A 21,294-nucleotide genomic window follows, 5' to 3' on the forward strand; every position below is an offset into this window, starting at 1 on the left:
TTAAAATCCGGCATAGATAAGCTTTGCCGGTAAATATCCGTCGCCGTATGCACCGAGGACGATTACAAGTAAAATCGCTCCATAATAAAGACTCCATCGAACCGGAAGTTTATAACCGGATAATTTATCTCTTATGGAAATTCCGCGTTCGTGGATCACACCAACTGCCAGTACTGCCAGAAAACCTAAAGATACGGCTGTATAATCAGGTAAAGCAAGCCCCAGCTGTAAAAGAGAACCGTCAGTCAGGGAGGAGAGCTGAAAGCCTGTAAATATGGACCGGAACATAGAAAAACCCGCTGTCAGTGTTTCAGCCCGGAAAAATAATTCACCCGTAAAGACAATGATAAGAAGCTTTACGGACTGAAAGCTGCGGTATATCAGGCTGCTGCGGTTGATCTTCAGTTTTTCGGCTGCCTTTACAACGTAAGGTTCCGTAACATTCTCCAGTAAAATGAGGACAAAGTAATACATGCCGAAAAAAAGATAATGCCAGCCGGTGCCATGCCAGAAGCCGTTGCAGATCCATACTCCAAATAGTGCGGGAGAAGTGGCAACTACCTGTCCAAGGTGCTTTCCTAATTTTGTTCTGGAATTTTTCCCGAATTTCTTTACCGGAGCAGTCAGGGAAATGGGGTAAAAGATATAGTCCTTCAGCCATGTACCAAGAGTAATATGCCACCGTCTCCAGAATTCGGAAGGGCTTTTTGAAAAAAATGGCTGCCGGAAGTTTTCCGGAATGGAGATTCCAAAGATTTCACCGGTTCCGATTGTCATGTCAATGCAGCCGGAGAAATCCGCGTATAGCTGAAAGGTATAGAGGATGGCACCGGCAATTACGATAATGCCTCCGTACTGGTTATAAGATCCAAAGACTGTTTCAACAAGGAGATTCAGTCGGTCTGCAATGACAAGCTTCTTAAACAGTCCCCATAAAATTCTCTGAAACCCGTAGGTCACATTTTTATATTCCAGAGGTTTTCCCTCTGTGAGAGCGCCGGCTGTCTGAGAGTAGCGGCATATGGGGCCTTCCATCAATATGGGAAAGAAGGTCAGATACAGAGCCAGTCTGCCTAGGTGGTCGTCAGCTGGAATTTTTTCAAAATACACGTCAGCCAGATAAGAAACAGCCTGCAGGGTATAAAACGATATCCCGATGGGAAGGGCAAATCTCATTGCAGGCAGCAGGTTTGGATAGGATACTGCCTTTAATATATGATTGATATTATCGCTGAAAAATCCGGAATATTTCAGTATTATCAGCATGCCAAGCTGGATTCCCATACCAAACCACAGGATTCTCCGCCTTTTGCCGGCGCAGGCTGCTTTTAAAGCCTTTTTCTCTTCCGCAGAAGTGCCTGTTAAATCAAGTTCTTTCTTACAGGAAGAAAGCCACAGCCCGATATGATGAACGGAAAGCGTGGAGATCAGCAGGTACACAATAAGCTTTCCGCTGAGGGAAAGAAAAAAAAGCCAGCTGGCCCCCAGTAAAACCTTATACCGGTGGCGCACCGGTGTCAGCTGATAAAGCAGTATGACACCGGGAAGAAAGATGATGAGGTAAAGGATAGACGTATAGGTCATAGCTTATTCCTCTTTCAGCCGGTTGATCATGCTCCATATCGCATCTGCTGAATTAAAGTTAACAGGAACCATATCTGCCGGTGTAATGGTAATATCAAAGGCATCCTCCAGCTCAGGGATCAGTGAGAGAATGGAAAAGGAATCTAAAAGAGCGTCGTCGATCAGCCCTGTCTCTTTTTCATAATCAATCCCCGGGTTAATTTCGTTTAAAATCGCTAATAATTCGTTCATTTATTTATCTCCTTTCTGAGTGAAAAAATTAAACTGGTCTGTTGCAAGAGCTGGTCTTGCAACCCGGTACTGCTCATTTTCTGAATAAAGAAGTACCAAAGGAAGATCGCGGCTTAAAAACATCGCCATCCCCTCAGTGACAGAGTAAGCACCTGTCTTCTGAAAAACAAGCCGGTCGCCCGGTTCCAAAGCATGAAACGGATACTGCCTTACAAGAACATCGCTGGAAGTGCAGAGAGATCCGCATACGGTCCATTCTGCCACTTCCCCTTCCTGTCTGCCGTAATGGGTAATAAAGGGTTTTTTCATAGCCAGCATCTGACCGTAGTAGTTCAGCTGGTGTATGCCTCCGTCAACGATACAGTAAGACTGGTCATTGTTGGTTTTTAAGTCTGCCACGCTGGTTGCATAAAACCCGCAGGATGCAGCGATAAAGCGTCCCATCTCAAGTGTTACCTGTCCTTTAAAGGATAGATTTTCAATGGCACTCGACAGGGCAAGAAGCATAGCTTCTTCCTCATCTTTTTCTCCTTCAAAATAGCACACCGGAAGTCCGGGACCGTATTCCAGCTTTTGTACTGTAAACTGATACTGCTTTTGTAAATCAGCGCAAAGCTGGTCCAGCATCTTAAGTTCGCCCTCCAGTTTCGCTCCAGATTTTTTCTGTGTGCCGGAAAAGTACTGGATGCCTGAGATTTCTACATATTCATAAGGACCTCCGGAAATGATCCTGCGTATGGAAAGCTCATCCATTCCAAACTGGTTTCCGCTGGTAAGGCGCAAAAGAACCCGGATATTTCTTTTCTCTTTAAGAGCGCAGGAGGTCAGGATCTTCCAGTGCTCTAAAGATTCCACGGTAAAAATAATGCTGTCTGAATATCTGGTAATGGCGTACTCCATATCTTCCCGCTTCTTATGTACGCCTGACATCACAATCCGTTTTTCATCAATTCCGGCTCTTTCACAGATGTGAAATTCTCCAGGAGAGCATACCTCAAAATAATCCACATGCTTTTCCATGTCCTTTACTAAAAAGGGATTGGCTTTCATGGCAAAGCATAATTGTGTTTTCGGCGGAAGCGCTGCCCGAATGTCCGCTATCCGGCTGGTAAGAATGTCTGTATCAAAAAGATAAAATGGTGTTTGATATGTTTCAAATGCAGTTTTTATTTTTGAATCGTTCATTTCTTGTTTCATAGACACATCTCCAATAATTTTTTTCTGTCCATCTTACCGTTTGCAGTAACGGGGATGTGAAGTACAGGAATGCAAAGGCTGGGAATCATGTAAGCCGGCAGCGTTTCCCGCATACGCTTAAGCAATTCCTTTTTATCTAAATCCCCGCTGTAAAATGCAGCAAGGCGGTTTTTTACACTGTCAAAGGCACAGCAGGCCCGTTCAATTTCCGGATAACTGTTTAAGATCAGCTCGATCTCTTCCAGCTCAATCCGGTGTCCCATGTGTTTAATCTGAAAATCCCTGCGCCCCGCGAAACACAGTTCTCCCTGGCTGTTATAAAAAGCAAGGTCTCCGGTCCGGTAAATGGTCTCAGGATAGAGATCATTGACAGGATTTTGAACAAACGCCTTTTTTGTCTGCTCCGGATTGTTATAATATCCGAGGGCGAGAGCGGTTCCTGATACGCAGATTTCTCCGGTTTCCCCTTCGTCTGAGATGAGTTTGTCACCGGACCCAAGAAGAAATACGTTTTCATTGGGAAATGGTTTTCCAATGGGAATTTTTTCTTCCGGTTCGAATACTTTTAAAACCGGGTAATACGTACAGTTGCAGGTGATCTCCGTGGGACCGTAAAGATTTACAAACTTCGCACGGGGAAGGTTCTTCTGCCAGAGCGCCAGATGGCTTGCCGGCATGGCTTCACCGCTGAATAAAACCTTATTGACACGCACTGGTACTTTGTAAGTAAAACCCTTCAGCTGAGTGACCATGCACAGCGCCGAAACGGCCCAGATCAGAGTAGTTACCTGATAGTCACACAGGCAGTCCAAAAGCATGGTGGGAATGGAAAAATATTTTTTTGGTATGAGAACAATGGAAGCGCCGGTTTTAAAGGCAGAATAGATGTCTTTTACCGATACATCAAAATCCAGAGGAGCCTGATTGCCCAGGACATCATCCTTCGTTATCTCAAACATGGCCGGGAAATATTCCATAAAGTCGATAACGGACCGATGGCTCACCAGCACCCCTTTGGGAACTCCGGTAGAACCGGAAGTAAAATTACAATATAATGGCTGGATATCCAGGGACTTTTCCCGGACAGCGTTCAGACGGTCTGTGTTTATGGGAGAAGAAAGAAGATTCCTGTAGTCAAAGATGGTTCCTTTAAAAGAAAGCTCCTTCAGCTTTTCGTCTGAATCTCCAAGAGAGACGATACAGTCTGTTTTTAAGACATCAAGTATCTGGCTGATTCTGGCAGCGGGCTGGTCCGGATTTATAAATGTATAAAAACAGCCTGCATAGACAATTCCCATAAATGAGGTCAGTGCTTCCACACACTTATCCATGAATACCACAACGGGCCTTCCTGCTTTTGTATGCTCTGTTAAAAAGCTTCCGATTTGTCTGGAACGGTCATACAGCTCTTTATAGGTGCAGCTTTTATCCGGGTCAATAATCGCCGTTTTATCAGGAAATTCTTTTGCAGAATACTCCAGATATTCTAAGATATTATTCATAATTATGATTCCTTTCCTGCCGATGTTATAGGAAATGTGGCGCGGGCGGTAAAAAGAGTTTCCGTCGTGAGAATTTCAAAACTCCCGTCCATCTGCTCGGCAATCTTCCGGCATGTTTTCAGTCCGATATTGGTGCTTTCCTGAAAGACCAGATCGGTACGGATTTCATTGGTAATGCTGATGATTAAAAAGTCCTCTTCCCTGGAACCCCTGACGATAACGGGGGAGCCGTGACCGGCGTATTTTCTTACATTGGAAAACAGGTTGTCAAAGAGACGTTTCAAATACTGGATATCAATCTTAATGGTGCAGGGTTCATTCATGAATTCCGTCTGCACTTCAAAACCAAGGCTGTTTAAATTAAATACATGTTCACTTAAAAGCTGCTGAAGCAGGATTCTTGCATCATAGGTTTCCATCTCCATTAAGATGGTATCCTTACCGAATACAAGAAAGTACTGAAACAGCTTATCAGATAAATCCTTCAGCTGAATGGACTTTTCCCTGCAGCTTTTAATGTATTTCTCCATCTGTTCCTCTGAACGGTAGTCTTTGGAATCCAGAATTTCCAGATATCCGATTAAGGAAGTTAATGGTGTACGGATATCGTGGGACATGGAGGTGATGAGCTCGCTGTTTGCTTCCCATGCATCTTTTTCGCTTTTATATCTGGTAATTATGGAATGTCTCATATTGTCCGCGTTTTTAGCCAGAAGTGAGATTTCATCGTTTCCTTTATGGTAAATGGGCTGCTCTAAGTCCCCTTTCTCAATGAGTGACACTTCTTTTGAAAGAAGAACAATCCGGTCAATGATCCTTCGGTTATAAAGGATTATAATAATGAAAAATATAATAAAGAATATAATCCAGGAACAGTACAGCACTACGTCAAGCCATTTGATCTGGGAAGAATCAATGATGGATACGGAGAACGTGCCGTCTGAAAAGGTAATATCGCGTTCCTGCTGGGTACAGCTGTCCACAATGGTTGCAGCCGTTTCATAGGAAGAGTAGGAATCATTCCAGAACCCCGATTCATAAAGAATTTCGTCTCCGTTATATATGGTGAGATACACATATTTATGGCTCTTGACCCATCTTGATATGGCCCGTACATCCTTCACGGAAATCTTATATTTCCGTACATAATTTTCAAAGGAATTCTGGTAGCTGTTTAACCGGTATCGCACCGAGTCTTCATCCATGTGTTTTTTTGAAACCAGGTATTCTCCCACGGTTCCTACAATCAGATACATGGCGAAGCTTATGAATGCTCCGAACAGAAGTACAAATACCTGCTTATAACGCAGTGATGAAAATATTTTACCCTTCATCAATCTGATATCCCTTTCCCCAGACAGTGCGGATGATTAAAGGATTGTTAAAATCCAGTTCCAGTTTCTTTCTCAGCTTTAAAATATGAACCATAATTGTATTGGTAGAGGAAGGAAGAAATTTTTCATTCCATACTCCCTCGTAAATAGCCTGTGCATCTTTTGCGTTTCCCTTATTTTTAACAAGATACATCAAAACCAGATATTCCGTATCTGTCAGCTCTATTTTCTGATTTTCCCGGTATACCCAGTGGTTTACGGTATCAATAACGATGTCCTGAACATGAACTTCCGAAAGATTGACGGCAGATTCTGCCTTTCCCTTATAGACAACATATCTTCTTAAAAGGGACTGTATTTTCATAAAAAGCTCTGCCTGGGAAAATGGTTTCACCAGATAATCATCACCGCCGTTTTCATAGGCATCTTTTTTGTCTGTTTCTTTTGACTTTGCAGTTAAAAATAAAACCGGAGCGGAATGAAAAGCTCTGATTTGTGCACATGCCTCAATCCCGGATATTCCTGGCATCATGACATCCAGTATAATCAGGTCGATATCGGGATTTTTTCTGACTGTATTCACCGCATCGTTTCCGTTAGCGGCCTCCAAAACGACATACCCTTTGTTCTCCAGCTGTATGCGGATAACTTCCCGGATATCTGCGTCATCATCCACCACTAATATCTGTTGCATGGAACTCATGGACAGATGCCTCCTTGATTGATTTGTTCATGTGAATTATAGCACTTATAGACGCAATAACAAGGCAATGTAGGCTGAATTAAGAATTATTAAGAAATAGTGAGACATTATTTCCGTAATTATGTTTGAATATTTTTAGATTTAAAAAAGATAAAAAAACCGGATATGCCATTCATCACAGGGCATGTCCGGTTTCTGATTAATTATTATAAAAATACGGAATATTACTCCACCGGTGCCATAAGTATTTTGCCGGTACCCCGGTATACATTTACCAGACCTTCCCCTGAAACTGCGGAACCGATCAGGGATTTGGAGGAACGCTCTACAGTAAATTTTAAAGAGTTGGACCAGGCAATCGCCATGTTTCCGTCTATTTTAACTTCATCGTCCTTTAAGTCAAACTCAATCAGTTCTTCTCTTGGTACCGGGCTTTCCAGCACTGCGAGTCCCTGTCCGGTCAGGCATAAATTGAATAAACCTTCTTTTCCGGCGACTGCAGAGGTCAGTGTGGTTCTGGCAACTACATTCTGCTTGATGTTGGAATCACAGGCGAGGAATAATCCGTCTTCCAGCACCATACTTCCCCAGTCGGAAATCTCTTCCAGCAGAATATGCTTGTAGGTTGGCTCCAGCATCAGAAGGCCGCTGCCCTTAAATTCCGGTTTTGCGGAGGATTCTTTTGTCACCTTGGAAGCAAGTGCCTTACCGAGAAAATCGCCCACTCCCTTTATTCCGGAAGTCATGGAAACGGAACCGGAGGTCCACTGCATGGCACCAGCCTGGACAGTGAAGGAATTGCCATTGAGTTCAATCAGAACTTGTCTTTTGCGTATATTCATCTTTGATGCGTAGTAGGAAGTTATGGCAGAAGCAGAATTGACACTTAAATCTTTTTGATGTTCAAACACTTTCACACAGCCGCGTTCGCCAATTTTAAGCATATTCCCGTTGTCGTAAAGATTATTATAGGTTATCATATATCGTCTCCTTTAATTATTTCTGTTTAGATAGTCGTCAGATATGCCATTCTTAATAAGAATAATGAAAAAAGAGTATGAAAAAACTATTTTTTTCATCACGGGGAAAAGCTGTCATACATAGGATAAAATAAGAGAGGTATTTCAGAACTATTAATATAGTAAAGTTTAAGAATATGCTGTCAAAGGCTTTTATAAGGAAGCCGGAATTTTCCTCCAGCATGCACATAGCACTGCCGGGCTGTTTTAAGCAGCCCGGCATTTTCCGGTTAAGAATGAGACAATCCCTATTTTCATTATTCCTGATTGCATCTGGAAAAATCTATGGTATGATACATCCTGTAAGTAAAAATTTAACCGGAAAGGCGGATTTAATATGAAACAGCAGTACATGGAAACCGCGAAAAGCGGGAAGGACTTAATAGCAGAAATTGATGAGACAATACCAGTGGAGGGACAGGCAGCATTCTGGTGGCTTGGGCAGCTGGGATATGCGGTGAAGCTGGGTACTGTCACATTCTATATCGATGCATTTCTCTCAGAACGCCCTGACAGACGAATAGCGCCTCTGCTTGATCCTGGAGAAATAACCAACGCAGATTACATAATCGGAACTCATGATCATTGGGATCACATTGACCGGAGCGTCTGGCATCAGCTTTCCCTCAGCTCGCCGGAAGCCACGTTTCTTGTGCCTGAGAAGTTGATTCCTTCCCTCAGTACGGGACTGCAGATTGATGAGAGCCGCTTTCTGGGGCTGGATGACGGTAAAACCCTGATTCTTAAAAATGGTATGCAGGTAACAGGGGTTGCCTCTGCCCATGAGTTTCTGGATCGGGATCCGGTTACCGGCCAATACCCTTACACAGGAGTGGTTCTGGAAGGAATGGGATGCAGGCTTTACCATTCAGGTGACACCTGCATTTATGAGGGACTTCAAAGCAAATTAAGAAGTTTTGGAGATATGGATATGATGTTTCTTCCAATTAATGGAAGGGATGGGGAACGCTACCGCTCCAATATCATTGGGAACATGACTTATCAGGAGGCGGTGGATCTGGCCGGTGCAATAAAGCCGGGCCTTGCAGTTCCCGGCCATTATGAGATGTTTTCCAGTAATCAGGAAGATCCTGACCATTTTGAGGATTATATAACTGTTAAATATCCCGGTCTGCCATACTGGCTGGGAAGACATGGAGAAAGGGTGCTTTATTCACGCCAAGCTCAGTAAATACGTTCAAAAATATACAAAATAGTCTAAAAAATGTAGCATTTGCCCGAATACGGAATATATTTATTATAGTGAAGTAGGAAAGGAAATGCGAGATGGCAATTAAAATATTTATTGATCAGGGTCATAATCCCAGCGGATATTTTAACAGCGGTGCAGAGGCGAATGGATTAAATGAATCAGAAATTAATTTTCAGGTAGGACTTTATCTTCAGAACCTCTTAAACAGTGATCCGCGGTTTGAAGCGAGGGTTTCAAGACCAGAGCCGGATACGGTGCTGGGTACAAACAATACCACCAGCCTGGCTGCCAGAGTTGCCATGGCGAATCAGTGGCCGGCAGACTATTTTATCAGCATTCACTGTAATTTAAATCCTAATCCCGAAATTAACGGAACGGAAGTGTACATCTATCAGTATTTTACCCAGGCTCAGTGGCTGGCGGAACAGATCATGGGCGGAATTAATGATATGGTTGGAACCAAAAACAATGGAATCCGGGAAAATCCTTCCCTGTATGTGCTCAGGAATGCGGATATGCCTGCCAACCTGGTAGAACTGGGATATTTAAGCAATTATTCCGATGCGGAAAAACTGCGTAATGACCAGTATGGATTCGCTTACGGAATTTATCTGGGACTTCTCCGGTACTTTGGGTTTGCTTAACGTTAAAACTGCCGATGATTAGTGCTTTCTTTGAGGTAAAAACTTCAAAGAAAGCATTTTTTGCGTGCAAATTCCTGAGAAAATACAAAACAGGTTGCTCAATCTGCGGCCTGTGTCTTATAATACCTAGTAGCAACAGATAAATAAACAAAAGAAAAGAGAGGATCCATCAGCATGAAGTCACTGTCAGATATTTTATACTGGCTGGATGATCTGATCTGGGGACTGCCAATGATTATTATCCTGGTAGGCACCGGGATCTATTTAACGGTTCGTTTCCGTTTCATTTACCAGAGAAAAGTGCTTTTCCATTTTAAAAACACTTACGGAAAGATGTTTCACAAATCAGAGGGTGAGGGAACGGTTTCCGGCTTTGCGGCCGCATGTACGGCACTTGCCAATACCATTGGTACAGGCAATATCAGCGGTGTGGCGACTGCCATTGTCAGCGGCGGACCGGGAGCGCTGTTCTGGATGTGGGTTTCTGCCTTTTTTGGAATGTCCATAAAGGCCAGTGAAATCATGATCGGTCAGCGGTACCGCCAGAAATATGAGAAATCCATGGATGAATATGTCTGCGACCGTTCCTTCGTTATGAAGAATGCTTTTGGCTGGAATAAGGGGGCTGTCATATTAGCCGTGTTCTGCCTGGTATTCGGGCCATGGACCTGCTGTGTCCAGACGGAAGCAGTCACAAGCTCCATAAAGGAAGGGCTGGGAATCGCCCCCTGGATCACTGTTTTACTCATTGGCATCACCTGCTTTGTCACGATTGCCGGAGGTTTAAAGAGAATCTCTCTATTTATGGAAAAGGTAATTCCTGTTATGGCTGTTTTCTATGTCATGGCTGGTATTGGTATTATTATTTTAAATTACCAGAGAGTTCCTGAAATCATCCTGCTGATCTTTCGGTCAGCTTTTACTCCCACTGCAGCAGCAGGGGGATTTGCAGGAGCGACTGTCAGGGATGCCATTCAGTTCGGTGTGGCGAGAGGGCTTTATTCCAATGATGCAGGAACCGGTTACGGGATTATCGCTCATGCCTCTGCAAAGACCGACCATCCGGTGAGGCAGTCTTCCTGGGGCTGGGGAGAGATCTTTTTAGATACCATTGTGATCTGTAGCATCACCGCATTTTCCATTCTTTCCACAGATGCCTATATTACGGCAGATGCCACCTCCGGAGCCCTTACCACCATCGCTTTTAAGCAGGCGTACGGCAGCAGCGGAGGGGTGATGATTTCTCTTGCAATCGCTGTTTTTGCCTGGACAACCATAATCGGAATGTATTATGCCTGTGAAAAGTCGGTAAACTACGCACTGGGAGATACAAGGCTTAATAAACTTGCCATGCCGGTTTATATGGTTTACTATCTGATTCCATGTCTGATCTTTTATAATATAAAAGCCGATGTTTTATGGGCATTTACCGATATATTAACGGCATCTTATGTGGTTATTACACTGATCTTTATTTATGCAAAGCAGAAAGAAATTTTCAGGCTGTTTGATGATTTCTGGTATCGGTTTTTACCGGCTAAAAACAGGGGAGAAAATCCGCCGCCGGTGGTTTTAAAGGGAGGAGAAGAATAGATGAGAACAAGTTTTGATGAAATGAGAAAAGAGAAGGATTTAATTATTCTGGACGGAGCCATGGCTACGGAGCTTGAAAAGAAAGGGCTTGATTTAAACGATGAGCTTTGGAGCGCGAAAGTGCTGGAGAGCCAGCCACAGGCAATTAGTGATGTCCATTATGACTATTTTAAAAACGGAGCAGATGCAGGAACCTCTGCCAGCTATCAGGCCAGCATTGCCGGATTTTTAAAGAAAGGTTATTCCAGACAGGAAGCAAGGGATTTCATCGCCCGTTCCATGGAACTTCTTCTTGAAACCAGAAGCAGATGGTGGGAGGAAGAGGGGAAAAGCACCGGCAGATGTCTGCCTCTTGCTGTCGGCTCGATCGGACCTTACGGCGCTTATCTGGCTGATGGCTCTGAATACACCGGCAATTACCAGGTAACAGAGAAGGAGCTGGAAGAATTTCACAGAGACAGGATGGAGATTTTAAAAGAAGCAGGGGCGGAAATGTTTGCGCTGGAGACATTTCCCTGTCTATATGAGGCTGTTGTCTGTGCCAGAGTGATGGAACAGTTAAGCGCTGATTATTATATCAGCTTTTCATTTAAGAACAGCAGCCAGATTAATGGAGGAGATACCATTGAAGCGTGTGTAAAGGCCCTGGCAGGTTTGAAACATTTAAAGGCAATTGGTGTAAACTGCACCCAGCCCCATCTGGTGACGGATATAATAAAAACATACAAAACGCATACAAGCCTTCCCATTGTTGCTTATCCCAACAGCGGGGAAACTTATGATGCCTGCTGTAAGAAATGGCATGGAGTGAAGGAACCGGGGCTGTATGGTCAGTGGGCCGCCAGCTGGTATGAGGCTGGTGCAGGCTTAATCGGCGGGTGCTGCCGCACCACGCCGGAGGATATTCAAGAGATTTTTACCTGGTACCAGAAAAACAGATAAAACAGGATTCGTATGAGGTGAATGGCAATGACATTGTTTTCCCGTCAGGTGATGGAACAATTTGGGGAACTGGACTACGAGGTTTACAACTATATATTAAAAAACAGTGAGAAGATACCATATATGACAATCCGGGAGGTGGCGAAGGAAGCACATGTGTCCACCACTACCATCACCCGGTTCTGCAGAAAGGCCATGTGCAGCGGTTTTTCTGAATTTAAGGTACGGTTTAAGCTGGAGAAGGAAAAGAAAGGATCTGTGAAGAAACGGTTTGATTTATCTTCCATCACGGATTTTTTTGAACGGGTCAATACGGATGCCTTTCAAAAACAGCTGGATACAATCGCCGGAGTGATTGCAGGTAAACGTCAGATTATATTCATTGGTACCGGTAATTCAGGAATAATGGCTGAGTACGCAAGCCGCTATTTCTGCAATATCGGAATCTTTTCCACGGGGATTAACGGTCCCATGTTTCCCATTAATCTGGAATTTCCGGAGGAAAGCATTATTATTGTTTTGTCTGTGGAAGGGGAGACCAATATAATCATAGAGAATTCTTCTATTTTGAAGGAAAGCAGCAGTACTCTGGTATCCATTACCAACAGCAGGAACAGCACTCTGGCAAGAATCTCAGATTACAATATTTCCTATTACATTCAAAAAGAGAGAAAAGAAATGGAAGAGATGAAGGTGGATATCACTTCTCAGATTCCGGCAGTTTATATTGTGGAAGCTTTAGCAAGGCTGACCATGGAGAAAAAGCAGGGATGAAACACCCTGTTTTTTTTGTGGAACAAATGCCAAAACACCCATGCTTGTTCCCAAAGAAGGCAAATCCGTTCCCTTTCAGAGATTTTTGGAGTATGCTTTTTTTATCAAATACCAGGAGGTAAGCAGATGAAAGGGAAAATTAAAATAGTAACCATTGGAGGCGGGTCCAGTTATACCCCCGAACTGATAGAAGGCTTTATCAAACGAAAAGGGGAACTTCCCATCGGAGAAATCTGGCTGGTGGATATTGAAGAAGGAAAAGAAAAGCTGGAAATTGTAGGCAATCTTGCAAAGCGCATGGTGAAGGCGGCAGGCCTTGACTGGGAAGTTCATTTAACTCTGGACCGGAGAGCCGCTTTAAAGGATGCAGATTTTGTTTCCACCCAGTTTCGGGTAGGACTTTTGGATGCACGGATTAAGGATGAACGGATTCCTCTGTCGCACGGAGTAATCGGTCAGGAGACCAACGGCGCAGGCGGTATGTTTAAGGCATTTCGTACAGTTCCAGTCATTCTGGAGATTGTGGAGGATATGAAGGAACTCTGTCCGGATGCATGGCTTGTGAACTTTACAAATCCTTCCGGCATGGTGACCGAAGCAGTGATGCGTTATGGCAAATGGGATAAGGTAGTGGGACTTTGCAACGTTCCCATCATGTGCAGAAAGATTGCAGCAGGGGCTCTGCAGGAAAAGGAAGAGGATTTGTTTTTCCGTTTCGGCGGTTTAAACCATTTCCACTGGCACAGAGTATGGAATCATGAGGGTGTGGAAAAGACAGGAGAGGTTCTTGAAGCGGTCTATACAAAGCCGGATGGTCTTAAAAATGCCATGCAGGGGCTGAAAAGTTCCGGTGTTCAAAACATACCCAATATTGCTTTTTTAGCAGATCAGATCAGGGATCTGGGAATCATTCCATGTATGTATCACCGGTATTACTATATTACGGATGATATGCTGAAGGAAGAGCTGGAGGCGTTTGCAAAAGGGGAAACCAGAGCAGAGCTTGTAAAGAAGACAGAAGCAGAGCTTTTTGAACTTTATAAGGACCCTGATTTAAATAGAAAGCCGGTTCAGCTTGAAAAGCGCGGCGGTGCCTTCTATTCCGATGCGGCCTGTGAGCTGATTGCATCCATTTATAATGACAAGAAGACCACCATGGTTGTGAGCACCAGAAATAACGGTGCAATCTCAGATCTGCCGGATGATGTGGTGGTTGAAGTCAGCAGTATTATTACGGCAGGCGGTCCTGTTCCCATCTCATGGGGCAGCTTTGATTCTTCCACCAGAGGGCTTCTGCAGCTGATGAAGGATATGGAACTGACTACCATTAAAGCTGCAGTTACCGGTGATTACGGAACTGCACAGCAGGCATTTACATTAAATCCGCTGGTGCCAAGCGGAAAGATCGCGCGGACGATCCTTGATGAACTTTTAGTGGCTCATAAGAAGCATCTGCCGCAGTTTCAGGAAAAGATCGCGCAGCTGGAGGCAGAGAGCAGATAACCCCCGGCGGTCATCGTTCCCTGCTGATAGACAAACTCATATCATACAGTATAAATCTAATACAGAGAAATGCTGGTGATTTAGTTGGGGATTAATAAAGAAGGTCTGACGGGGGTAATTATTACTCCCTGCCAGAAGGAATATGAGGAAGCGAGGCAGGAGTGGAACCGGGCTGTTCAGAAATTTCCTGTTATAATCGTTTTTTGCAGCCAGACATCCGATATACAAAATGCAGTGCGTTTTGCAAGGCGGCATGGGCTGGGGATACGAATCCGGTCGGGAGGTCATCATTATCAGGGCTATTCCACAGGAAACGGGGTACTGGTGATTGATGTAAGTCCAATGAAAGATATCCACCTGTCTGACTCAGAAAAGTATGTTGTCATGGAGGGCGGTGTCCGCAACCGGGAGGTGTACAATTATCTGGGGGAAAAAGGATATCCGTTCCCAGGCGGGACCTGTCCTACCGTTGGTGCGGCGGGATATACACTGGGCGGAGGCTGGGGATATTCAAGCCGCTTCCTGGGACTGGGTTGTGACAGCTTAAAGGCTTTGGAGATGGTTAATTATGAAGGTAAGGTTTTAAATGCCGATGAAAACTGTAATCCGGACCTGTTCTGGGCTTTGAGAGGAGCCGGTGGAGGAAATTTTGGTGTTGTTACCTCCCTGACATTTAAACTGCCGCCCCCGATAACTGCGGTGACACTGGTGGTACTTGAGTATACCAAACCCGGACTGGAGGAGATGGCGGGATTTTTAGAGGTATGGCAGAAATGGCTGGTGAATTTAGATCCCAGGATTACCATCAATGCCAGCATGTACAATTCACCGGAGGAGGGGCTTGGAATTTTTGGCAGAGGTTTGTTCTACGGATCAGCACAAGAGGCCGCAGTTATATTAAAGCCATTTGAGAGGGATGGGGCGGTTTTAAATTATAGGGAACTGTCTTTTTTTCAGGCTATGGAAATAATACAGTCTACGTATCCGGAATATGAAAAGTTTCAGTCTGCTGGCCGGTTTGTCCACAGAATGTATGGGGCAGAAGAGAGAAGAAAGATTGTTACGCTGATTAAAAAGAGAGCGGAAGGCTCTGTGTATGCCGCAGTAAGTGTTTATGCACTTGGCGGAAAGGTCCGGGAGATAAGTCCTGTAAGCACCGCTTATTTTTACAGGAACGCATCTTATATTATGGGGATCCAGTCAGTATGGGAAGACGATTGCTATGAGGAGAGCAACAGGCGGTGGCTCTATCCCAGATTTCAGTATTTAAAAGGACTGACAGAAGGTTCCTACATTAATTTTCCTTATAACAGGCTGCCTGTTTATGAGAAGGAGTATTACGGCGGGAATGTATGCAGATTAAAGCAGACAGAGAGTCGGTATGATCCTATCCATGTATTCAGTTTTCCACAGGCAGTCCGGTAAATATAGTAAAGCAGTTAAATCTTCCACCGCCACCCCGTATCTTGACGCACAGCAAAAACGGTGTTATACTTTTAACCGCATAGAAGACAGTTCATTAGTACCATCCTGTCTATAAACAAAACTAGGGCTGATTTTAATATTGTTGGAATGAAAAGTTATCAGAGTTTTATAGCTTTTTTTTCGTGCAGATAGAGAAAGCAGGCATAGTCATATGTCTGCTTTTTTGCGATTATACGGCAAAGTTAAAATCCGGCCTTCGAAATTCGAAAGGACAAAGGGACCCATGTATTACCTGGAAACAGAACAAAGCTTTGATTCAGCACATTTTTTAAAGGGCTATGAAGGAAAATGCAAAAATATCCATGGCCACAGGTGGAGAGTCGTGATCGAAATTCAAAGTCCGTTACTGCAAAAAGCAGGGCAGACACAGGGAATGATCGTTGATTTTTCCAGGCTGAAAGAGGATTTAAAAGAAGAAACAGATTATTTAGATCATTCTCTGATCATGGAAGAAAACTCGCTGAAGCCTGAAACCTTACATGCTTTGAAGGAGGAGGGGTTTTTACTGGTTGAATTAAATTTCCGCCCGACAGCAGAAGAGTTTTCCAGATACTTCTATCAAAAAATGTGTCAAAAGGGATATAACGTGAAATCCGCCAGGGTGTATGAGACTCCTGCAAACGGCGCTTCTTATGGGGAGGATAGCCATGGCAGAATATAATGTAGCGGAAACGTTTGTAAGTATCAACGGGGAGGGGATATGCGCAGGCCAGCTGGCTGTGTTTATCCGTTTTTATGGCTGCAACCTTTCCTGCTCTTATTGCGATACTGCCTGGGCGAAGGATGCCCTGGCACACGGAAGAACGATGAGTGAACTTGATATTTATGAATACATAAAAGAACTGGGTATAAAAAATGTGACTCTCACCGGGGGCGAGCCGCTTATTCAACCAGGCATCGGAGATCTTCTTTCCCTTCTTTTATTAGATGATGAGCTCCGGGTAGAGGTTGAAACAAATGGAAGTGCAGATCTTTCCGTTTACCAGCGTGAAATAGATACGCTGACCTTTACCATGGATTATAAGCTTCCAGGCAGCGGTATGGAGGATGCAATGAGGCTGTCCAATTTTGATTATTTAAAGCAGAAGGATACAGTTAAATTCGTTGCCGGAAGCAGAAAGGATCTGGAGCGGGCGGTGGAAATTATAGACAGTTATAAGCTTTCCGGCCGGTGCCATATCTATTTTAGTACGGTATTTGGCAGACTTTCACTGTCTGATACTGTGGAATTTATGAAACAGAACCGGTTAAATGATGTGACTCTTCAGCTTCAGATGCATAAGATCATCTGGGGATCCGATGCAGTGGGCGTTTAGCCGGAAGGGAGGAACGTGTTATGGCAATTGATACAGATGCAATAAAGACACATGTGAGGGGCATATTAAAGGCGCTGGGAGAAGATCCGCACAGGGAAGGTTTAAAGGATACGCCGGCGCGGGTTGCTAAAATGTTCGGGGAAGTTTTTGAAGGGATTCAATATACCAATCATGAGATCGCGCTGATGTTCGGAAAAACATTTGAAGAGGATATGGATACAACCGGCATGGGAGAGGACATGGTGGTAGTAAGGGATATGGAAGTGTTCAGTTACTGCGAACATCATATGGCACTGATGTACGATATGAAAGTCGCAGTCGCTTATATTCCAAACGGGAAAGTGATCGGGCTGAGCAAAATAGCCAGGATTGCGGATATGGCAGCCAGACGGCTAACGCTTCAGGAGAAAATTGGTTCTGATATTGCAGAAATTATGGCAGAAGTTACCGGTTCAGAGGACATAGAAGTGATTATTGAGGGCAGCCACAGCTGCATGACGGCCAGAGGAATCAAAAGTTCTTCGGCCAGGACCAAGACGGTAACCTTAAGGGGCCGTTTCCGGTCGGAGCCGGAATTGCGTATTTAAACTTTATATAAGAAAAAGAAACGGAGAGAAAAATGAGAGCACTGGTATTATTAAGCGGAGGCGTAGACAGCGCCACATGCCTTGGAATGGCGATAGAAGAATATGGATACAGGAATGTCTGTGCACTGTCCATTTCCTATGGACAAAAGCATGAGAAGGAGCTGGAGGCTGCAAAAAAAATCGCAGATTACTATGAGGTTGAATTTATGAGCCTTGATTTAAGCAGAATATTTGCTTACAGTGACTGTTCCTTATTAACCCAGTCCAATCAGGAGATTCCCAGGGAAAGCTATGCGAAGCAGCTTGAGAGCAGCGAAGGAAAACCCGTATCCACCTATGTTCCGTTCCGTAACGGACTGTTCCTCTCTTCCGCAGCCAGTATTGCGCTGTCAAAAGGCTGCAGTGTGATCTATTACGGTGCTCACAGCGATGATGCGGCGGGAAATGCCTACCCGGACTGCAGTAATTCTTTTCAGGAAGCAATGAGCCGGGCTGTTTATATCGGAAGCGGCAATCAGCTTACCATAAAGGCTCCCTTTGTGTTATGGACCAAAGCAGAGGTTGTGGAACGCGGGCTGATGCTTCATGTACCTTATGAACTGACCTGGAGCTGCTATGAGGGCGGGAAGGAACCCTGCGGCAAATGCGGCACCTGTATTGACCGCGCAGATGCCTTCGCTAAAAACGGGGTTACAGATCCGGCACTAAAGAAAGGGGAATAGACATGGCAGGAAGAACGTTGAAAGAAACAGAGGGGCTGACTCATCTGGGAAGCCAGGGCACCGTTTATGAAACAGACTATAACCCGGGAGTACTGGAGACTTTTTTAAACAAGCATCCGGATCATGATTATTTTGTAAAATTCAACTGCCCGGAATTTACCAGTCTTTGTCCGATTACCGGGCAGCCGGATTTTGCGTTTATTACGATTTCCTACGTTCCAGGTGAACGTATGGTAGAAAGCAAGTCATTAAAGCTTTATTTATACAGCTTCAGAAATCACGGTGATTTCCATGAGGACTGCATGAATGTGATCATGAAAGATTTAATTGCCCTCATGGACCCCAAATATATTGAAGTCTGGGGGAAATTCACTCCAAGAGGCGGCATCTCCATCGATCCCTACTGCAACTATGGGAAGCCGGAAACCAGATGGGAGCATGTGGCATGGGAGCGGCTTTCGGCCCACGATCTTTATCCGGAACGTGTGGATAACCGGTAGCATCAGCTGCTGTGATTTAAAATAAATTCCCGCTTGATTAAAAGGAGTCTGTACAGCTGTTTTAAAATATAAAAAAGTATGGCTCTTGCTTCAAATTCTTCTCTGCTTAATGGAAGCTCATGGTCCTTTAACTCCAGCAACAGGAGATTTAAATCCACTAACAGCTCCTCTACCGTGTTGTTTCTGTGATAACCCTGCTCAATTCTCATTAACAGCGCAGAAACCTCCATAGCCTCTTTAGGCAGACAGGAAATGGATTTTATATTTTCATAAATCTCAAAAAGCAGGAGGCTTTGCTGCCTGCGCATTTCAATGTAGTCAACTTCGTAGGTGTCTTTTTGAAACAGTGCATTGTTGTAATTAGTTAAAGCACAGGCTTTGGCGGCCCTGAGCGCCTTTTGTAAGGACAGAAGATCCGCCGGTCTGCAGCTGCTTTTGTCTTCAGAATGAAGGAAACAGGACATTTGGCTTATGGTATCTTTTATCCGTGTATCCACTTCATCAGAAAGTCTTTTAAATTCATTTTTCCTTCGACGCAAATGCAGATTTACTAAAATTCCAACTGTTGTGCCGATGAAAAAGAGAGCTGCCTCATTGATAATCAGAGCTGCCTCCATGGAATGTTCGGTGAGAAAATGGGTGATGAGAACAGAATCCATGGCAATGGCTTCTCCCCAGTCAGCATAGAAGCACAGGAGTGCAAAGAGAAATAAATATCCCGCAAATGCCGGAAGGGTGAAGCCAAGGATTCCAAAAAACAGTCTTGCGATTAAGAGCGCACAAACAAAAGCCAGCGTCCGGTTCCGTGCGCTTTTTATGGTTTCTTTTTTCGTATTCTGAATGCTGAGTACTGTAATGATTCCGGCAGTAGCGGAATAGCGAAGTCCCAGTTCTCCGGCAATTGCGATGGAGAGCACGGCGGCGACAGCAATTTTTAAACTTTTTATAACTGTATCCTTATTCATGGTTTCTCCTTTCCGGTTATTCCCGTTAATATCCCTGTTCTTTCAGTTTATGTACAAGATCTGTATAAAAACCCATGACATCAAAGCCTTCTATATTTTTCCGGGTCAGATCAATCACATCTCCATGAGAGATTCCCTGCTTTCCTTTTGGCTTTAAGATGCCAAGATCATTTCCCCAGACCATGGAGTCTGTGGATACCAGACCATCGTTACTTCCTTCTCCAAGAATCCTGATTATAATGTAACCAAGATTTAAAGGGAATATGGCACTTCCCGGAGATTTCATTTGTGATCCCGCACTTTGGCAGAGAACACCGGGAGCATCCTTCATGAGTTTATTAAGCCGGGCACATTCCCTGTCTGTTAAATCCTTTAATCCGCTTAAAAAGTCAGGATTGTCATCTCCAAGAAGAGTAAACAGGGATTCATATTTTTTACCGATAAAACCGGCAAATCCCGGAGAAATGCGGTCTAAAATACGGCATACATAATGGCAGCCTGCATGAGGAGTATTAATGGTGGTAATGGAGGCCACATACTGGTCCATGCCAAGGCAGCTGACTGCGTAACGGCTGTCAAGGCCGCCTTTGGAATGAGCAATGATGTTAACTTTCTCACAGCCGGTCTTATTAACGATGTCAAGAATACACGCTTTGATCTCTTCCCCGCATTGTTCCACAGAAGCAGAGGACTGGTGGTTGCTGTAAAAGATGGCGGCTCCGTGCCGGATGAGTTCATCTGGAATCCGCCCCCAGTAGTTAAAGCTTTTCCAGTCCCGGAAAAATATCCCGTGCACCATCAATATGGGATACCTGGTTTTGCATAATTCTTCCTCTTTTCGTTTCTCATAGTACTGCTGTTTCTCCATAGTGAAGTTATACTCTTTATGTGATACTTCAATAAACCTGTGAAGCAGTACGAGATTAACTCCCGGAACCCACCAGAAAAGCAAAAGGGCCATTCGGTTAAACAGCCCGAGCTGACCCGAACAGGTGAAGATCCGGATAATACCGTTTATAAGGAGAAAATAAAGGAATATGGCGCAGGCAATGCCATTAATAACAAGGAGCAGGGGCGGCACCATTTTGTAAAAGATTAAGAGGTATCCGTAAACTGCCAGTTCAAGAAAGAAGCAGACGATGGCAGCATTCATCAGTTCACAGCCCCCCTGCAGAATTTTAAGCCTTCGCCCTTTGCAATTGACTTTTACGGGCACAAAATGATAGCAGAGATAAAAAAGCATCAGGCCGGTACAGGATAAAACACGGACCTGTGTGTTTGACATCATGGGAGAAATCAGAGTAAAATTAAATAAAAGCATGAGAAAAAAATAACGGATCATTCGCTTCATCAGGGTCAAAACACGACCTCCTTTTTTCATCAGTAAATTGCATATCTTCTGTTTCGTTTCGATCATACCATATTTTTCCTGACAAGTTAAGCCTGCACCTTGATCTTTTTACGTTGGATATTGATCAAG

At 44.2% G+C, this 21,294-nt stretch carries 21 protein-coding genes; 12 read left to right on the plus strand and 9 right to left on the minus strand.

All coding sequences use genetic code 11. The features are described from left to right. The 7 genes from V7D18_RS09795 to V7D18_RS09825 all read right to left on the minus strand — a co-directional run bounded on the left by V7D18_RS09795 (position 1) and on the right by V7D18_RS09825 (position 7,531). On the minus strand, positions 1-1,584 hold the full coding sequence (locus tag V7D18_RS09795) for an MBOAT family O-acyltransferase (protein ID WP_426153845.1): 1,584 nt from the start codon (positions 1,582-1,584) through the stop codon (positions 1-3). A gap of 3 nt (positions 1,585-1,587) precedes the next feature. Continuing rightward, the gene (locus V7D18_RS09800; RefSeq protein ID WP_426153847.1) at positions 1,588-1,815 is read right to left on the minus strand and encodes an acyl carrier protein; all 228 of its coding nucleotides are present in this window, start codon (positions 1,813-1,815) and stop codon (positions 1,588-1,590) included. Then, entirely contained in the window at positions 1,816-3,012 is a 1,197-nt protein-coding gene (locus V7D18_RS09805) for a diaminopimelate decarboxylase family protein (RefSeq protein ID WP_426153849.1), read from the minus strand. Further along, complete coding sequence (locus V7D18_RS09810) at positions 3,009-4,517, minus strand: amino acid adenylation domain-containing protein (RefSeq protein ID WP_426153916.1); 1,509 nt, start codon at positions 4,515-4,517, stop codon at positions 3,009-3,011. The genes V7D18_RS09805 and V7D18_RS09810 overlap by 4 nt, the downstream gene beginning before the upstream one ends. Continuing rightward, positions 4,517-5,848, minus strand: coding sequence for a HAMP domain-containing sensor histidine kinase (locus tag V7D18_RS09815; RefSeq protein WP_426153851.1), 1,332 nt, complete (start codon positions 5,846-5,848; stop codon positions 4,517-4,519). Before V7D18_RS09815 ends, V7D18_RS09810 begins: the two co-directional genes overlap by 1 nt. After that, positions 5,838-6,551: a response regulator transcription factor gene (locus V7D18_RS09820; RefSeq protein WP_426153853.1), complete on the minus strand. Its 714-nt coding sequence runs from the start codon at positions 6,549-6,551 to the stop codon at positions 5,838-5,840. The genes V7D18_RS09815 and V7D18_RS09820 overlap by 11 nt, the downstream gene beginning before the upstream one ends. A gap of 224 nt (positions 6,552-6,775) precedes the next feature. After that, positions 6,776-7,531, minus strand: a complete 756-nt coding sequence (locus tag V7D18_RS09825) for an AIM24 family protein (RefSeq protein WP_426153855.1) — start codon at positions 7,529-7,531, stop codon at positions 6,776-6,778. 376 nt (positions 7,532-7,907) lie between these two features. Between V7D18_RS09825 and V7D18_RS09830 the strand changes: the two genes are divergently transcribed. The 12 genes from V7D18_RS09830 (at position 7,908) to queF (ending at position 18,849) form a co-directional block, all read left to right on the plus strand. Further along, positions 7,908-8,762 carry an MBL fold metallo-hydrolase gene (locus V7D18_RS09830; RefSeq protein WP_426153857.1) on the plus strand — a complete coding sequence of 285 codons (855 nt, stop codon included), beginning with the start codon at positions 7,908-7,910 and terminating at the stop codon, positions 8,760-8,762. A gap of 95 nt (positions 8,763-8,857) precedes the next feature. Continuing rightward, complete coding sequence (locus V7D18_RS09835) at positions 8,858-9,427, plus strand: N-acetylmuramoyl-L-alanine amidase family protein (RefSeq protein WP_426153859.1); 570 nt, start codon at positions 8,858-8,860, stop codon at positions 9,425-9,427. A 174-nt stretch (positions 9,428-9,601) separates the two neighbouring features. Next, the gene (locus V7D18_RS09840; protein WP_426153861.1) at positions 9,602-11,020 is read left to right on the plus strand and encodes an alanine/glycine:cation symporter family protein; all 1,419 of its coding nucleotides are present in this window, start codon (positions 9,602-9,604) and stop codon (positions 11,018-11,020) included. Next, positions 11,021-11,962, plus strand: coding sequence for a homocysteine S-methyltransferase (gene mmuM / locus V7D18_RS09845; RefSeq protein WP_426153863.1), 942 nt, complete (start codon positions 11,021-11,023; stop codon positions 11,960-11,962). Between the two features lie 21 nt (positions 11,963-11,983). Next, positions 11,984-12,736 carry a MurR/RpiR family transcriptional regulator gene (locus tag V7D18_RS09850; protein WP_426153865.1) on the plus strand — a complete coding sequence of 251 codons (753 nt, stop codon included), beginning with the start codon at positions 11,984-11,986 and terminating at the stop codon, positions 12,734-12,736. 126 nt (positions 12,737-12,862) lie between these two features. Continuing rightward, positions 12,863-14,239 carry a 6-phospho-beta-glucosidase gene (locus V7D18_RS09855; RefSeq protein ID WP_426153867.1) on the plus strand — a complete coding sequence of 459 codons (1,377 nt, stop codon included), beginning with the start codon at positions 12,863-12,865 and terminating at the stop codon, positions 14,237-14,239. An 84-nt stretch (positions 14,240-14,323) separates the two neighbouring features. After that, a complete protein-coding gene (locus V7D18_RS09860) occupies positions 14,324-15,664 on the plus strand; it encodes an FAD-dependent oxidoreductase (RefSeq protein WP_426153868.1) in 1,341 nt (446 codons plus the stop codon). 283 nt (positions 15,665-15,947) lie between these two features. Then, on the plus strand, positions 15,948-16,385 hold the full coding sequence (locus tag V7D18_RS09865; RefSeq protein WP_426153918.1) for a 6-pyruvoyl trahydropterin synthase family protein: 438 nt from the start codon (positions 15,948-15,950) through the stop codon (positions 16,383-16,385). Continuing rightward, the gene (gene queE, locus V7D18_RS09870) at positions 16,372-17,040 is read left to right on the plus strand and encodes a putative 7-carboxy-7-deazaguanine synthase QueE (protein WP_426153870.1); all 669 of its coding nucleotides are present in this window, start codon (positions 16,372-16,374) and stop codon (positions 17,038-17,040) included. The genes V7D18_RS09865 and queE overlap by 14 nt, the downstream gene beginning before the upstream one ends. 20 nt (positions 17,041-17,060) lie before the next feature. Next, positions 17,061-17,627, plus strand: coding sequence for a GTP cyclohydrolase I (gene folE, locus V7D18_RS09875; RefSeq protein WP_426153872.1), 567 nt, complete (start codon positions 17,061-17,063; stop codon positions 17,625-17,627). A 32-nt stretch (positions 17,628-17,659) separates the two neighbouring features. After that, the gene (gene queC / locus V7D18_RS09880; RefSeq protein WP_426153874.1) at positions 17,660-18,349 is read left to right on the plus strand and encodes a 7-cyano-7-deazaguanine synthase QueC; all 690 of its coding nucleotides are present in this window, start codon (positions 17,660-17,662) and stop codon (positions 18,347-18,349) included. 2 nt (positions 18,350-18,351) lie between these two features. Beyond that, entirely contained in the window at positions 18,352-18,849 is a 498-nt protein-coding gene (gene queF / locus V7D18_RS09885; RefSeq protein ID WP_426153876.1) for a preQ(1) synthase, read from the plus strand. A 2-nt stretch (positions 18,850-18,851) separates the two neighbouring features. Here queF and V7D18_RS09890 read toward each other — a convergent pair whose 3' ends face one another. Together V7D18_RS09890 and V7D18_RS09895 are read right to left on the minus strand one after the other, a co-directional pair. Then, positions 18,852-19,814 (minus strand): aromatic acid exporter family protein, encoded by a 963-nt coding sequence (locus V7D18_RS09890; protein WP_426153878.1) that lies wholly within the window; start codon positions 19,812-19,814, stop codon positions 18,852-18,854. 25 nt (positions 19,815-19,839) lie between these two features. Then, entirely contained in the window at positions 19,840-21,231 is a 1,392-nt protein-coding gene (locus V7D18_RS09895) for an esterase/lipase family protein (protein ID WP_426153880.1), read from the minus strand. Positions 21,232-21,294: the final 63 nt, after the last annotated feature.

Source organism: Lacrimispora sp. 38-1, assembly GCF_049890855.1.
Classification (GTDB): domain Bacteria; phylum Bacillota; class Clostridia; order Lachnospirales; family Lachnospiraceae; genus Lacrimispora.

Bases quoted from the DNA above. Each gene is read 5' to 3' on its own strand.
- V7D18_RS09795 (WP_426153845.1), bottom strand. From the start codon at position 1,584: ATGACCTATACGTCTATCCTTTACCTCATCATCTTTCTTCCCGGTGTC.
- V7D18_RS09800 (WP_426153847.1), bottom strand. From the start codon at position 1,815: ATGAACGAATTATTAGCGATTTTAAACGAAATTAACCCGGGGATTGAT.
- V7D18_RS09805 (WP_426153849.1), bottom strand. From the start codon at position 3,012: ATGAAACAAGAAATGAACGATTCAAAAATAAAAACTGCATTTGAAACA.
- V7D18_RS09815 (WP_426153851.1), bottom strand. From the start codon at position 5,848: ATGAAGGGTAAAATATTTTCATCACTGCGTTATAAGCAGGTATTTGTA.
- V7D18_RS09820 (WP_426153853.1), bottom strand. From the start codon at position 6,551: ATGAGTTCCATGCAACAGATATTAGTGGTGGATGATGACGCAGATATC.
- V7D18_RS09825 (WP_426153855.1), bottom strand. From the start codon at position 7,531: ATGATAACCTATAATAATCTTTACGACAACGGGAATATGCTTAAAATT.
- V7D18_RS09830 (WP_426153857.1), top strand. From the start codon at position 7,908: ATGAAACAGCAGTACATGGAAACCGCGAAAAGCGGGAAGGACTTAATA.
- V7D18_RS09835 (WP_426153859.1), top strand. From the start codon at position 8,858: ATGGCAATTAAAATATTTATTGATCAGGGTCATAATCCCAGCGGATAT.
- V7D18_RS09840 (WP_426153861.1), top strand. From the start codon at position 9,602: ATGAAGTCACTGTCAGATATTTTATACTGGCTGGATGATCTGATCTGG.
- mmuM (WP_426153863.1), top strand. From the start codon at position 11,021: ATGAGAACAAGTTTTGATGAAATGAGAAAAGAGAAGGATTTAATTATT.
- V7D18_RS09850 (WP_426153865.1), top strand. From the start codon at position 11,984: ATGGCAATGACATTGTTTTCCCGTCAGGTGATGGAACAATTTGGGGAA.
- V7D18_RS09855 (WP_426153867.1), top strand. From the start codon at position 12,863: ATGAAAGGGAAAATTAAAATAGTAACCATTGGAGGCGGGTCCAGTTAT.
- V7D18_RS09865 (WP_426153918.1), top strand. From the start codon at position 15,948: ATGTATTACCTGGAAACAGAACAAAGCTTTGATTCAGCACATTTTTTA.
- queE (WP_426153870.1), top strand. From the start codon at position 16,372: ATGGCAGAATATAATGTAGCGGAAACGTTTGTAAGTATCAACGGGGAG.
- folE (WP_426153872.1), top strand. From the start codon at position 17,061: ATGGCAATTGATACAGATGCAATAAAGACACATGTGAGGGGCATATTA.
- queC (WP_426153874.1), top strand. From the start codon at position 17,660: ATGAGAGCACTGGTATTATTAAGCGGAGGCGTAGACAGCGCCACATGC.
- queF (WP_426153876.1), top strand. From the start codon at position 18,352: ATGGCAGGAAGAACGTTGAAAGAAACAGAGGGGCTGACTCATCTGGGA.
- V7D18_RS09890 (WP_426153878.1), bottom strand. From the start codon at position 19,814: ATGAATAAGGATACAGTTATAAAAAGTTTAAAAATTGCTGTCGCCGCC.
- V7D18_RS09895 (WP_426153880.1), bottom strand. From the start codon at position 21,231: ATGATCGAAACGAAACAGAAGATATGCAATTTACTGATGAAAAAAGGA.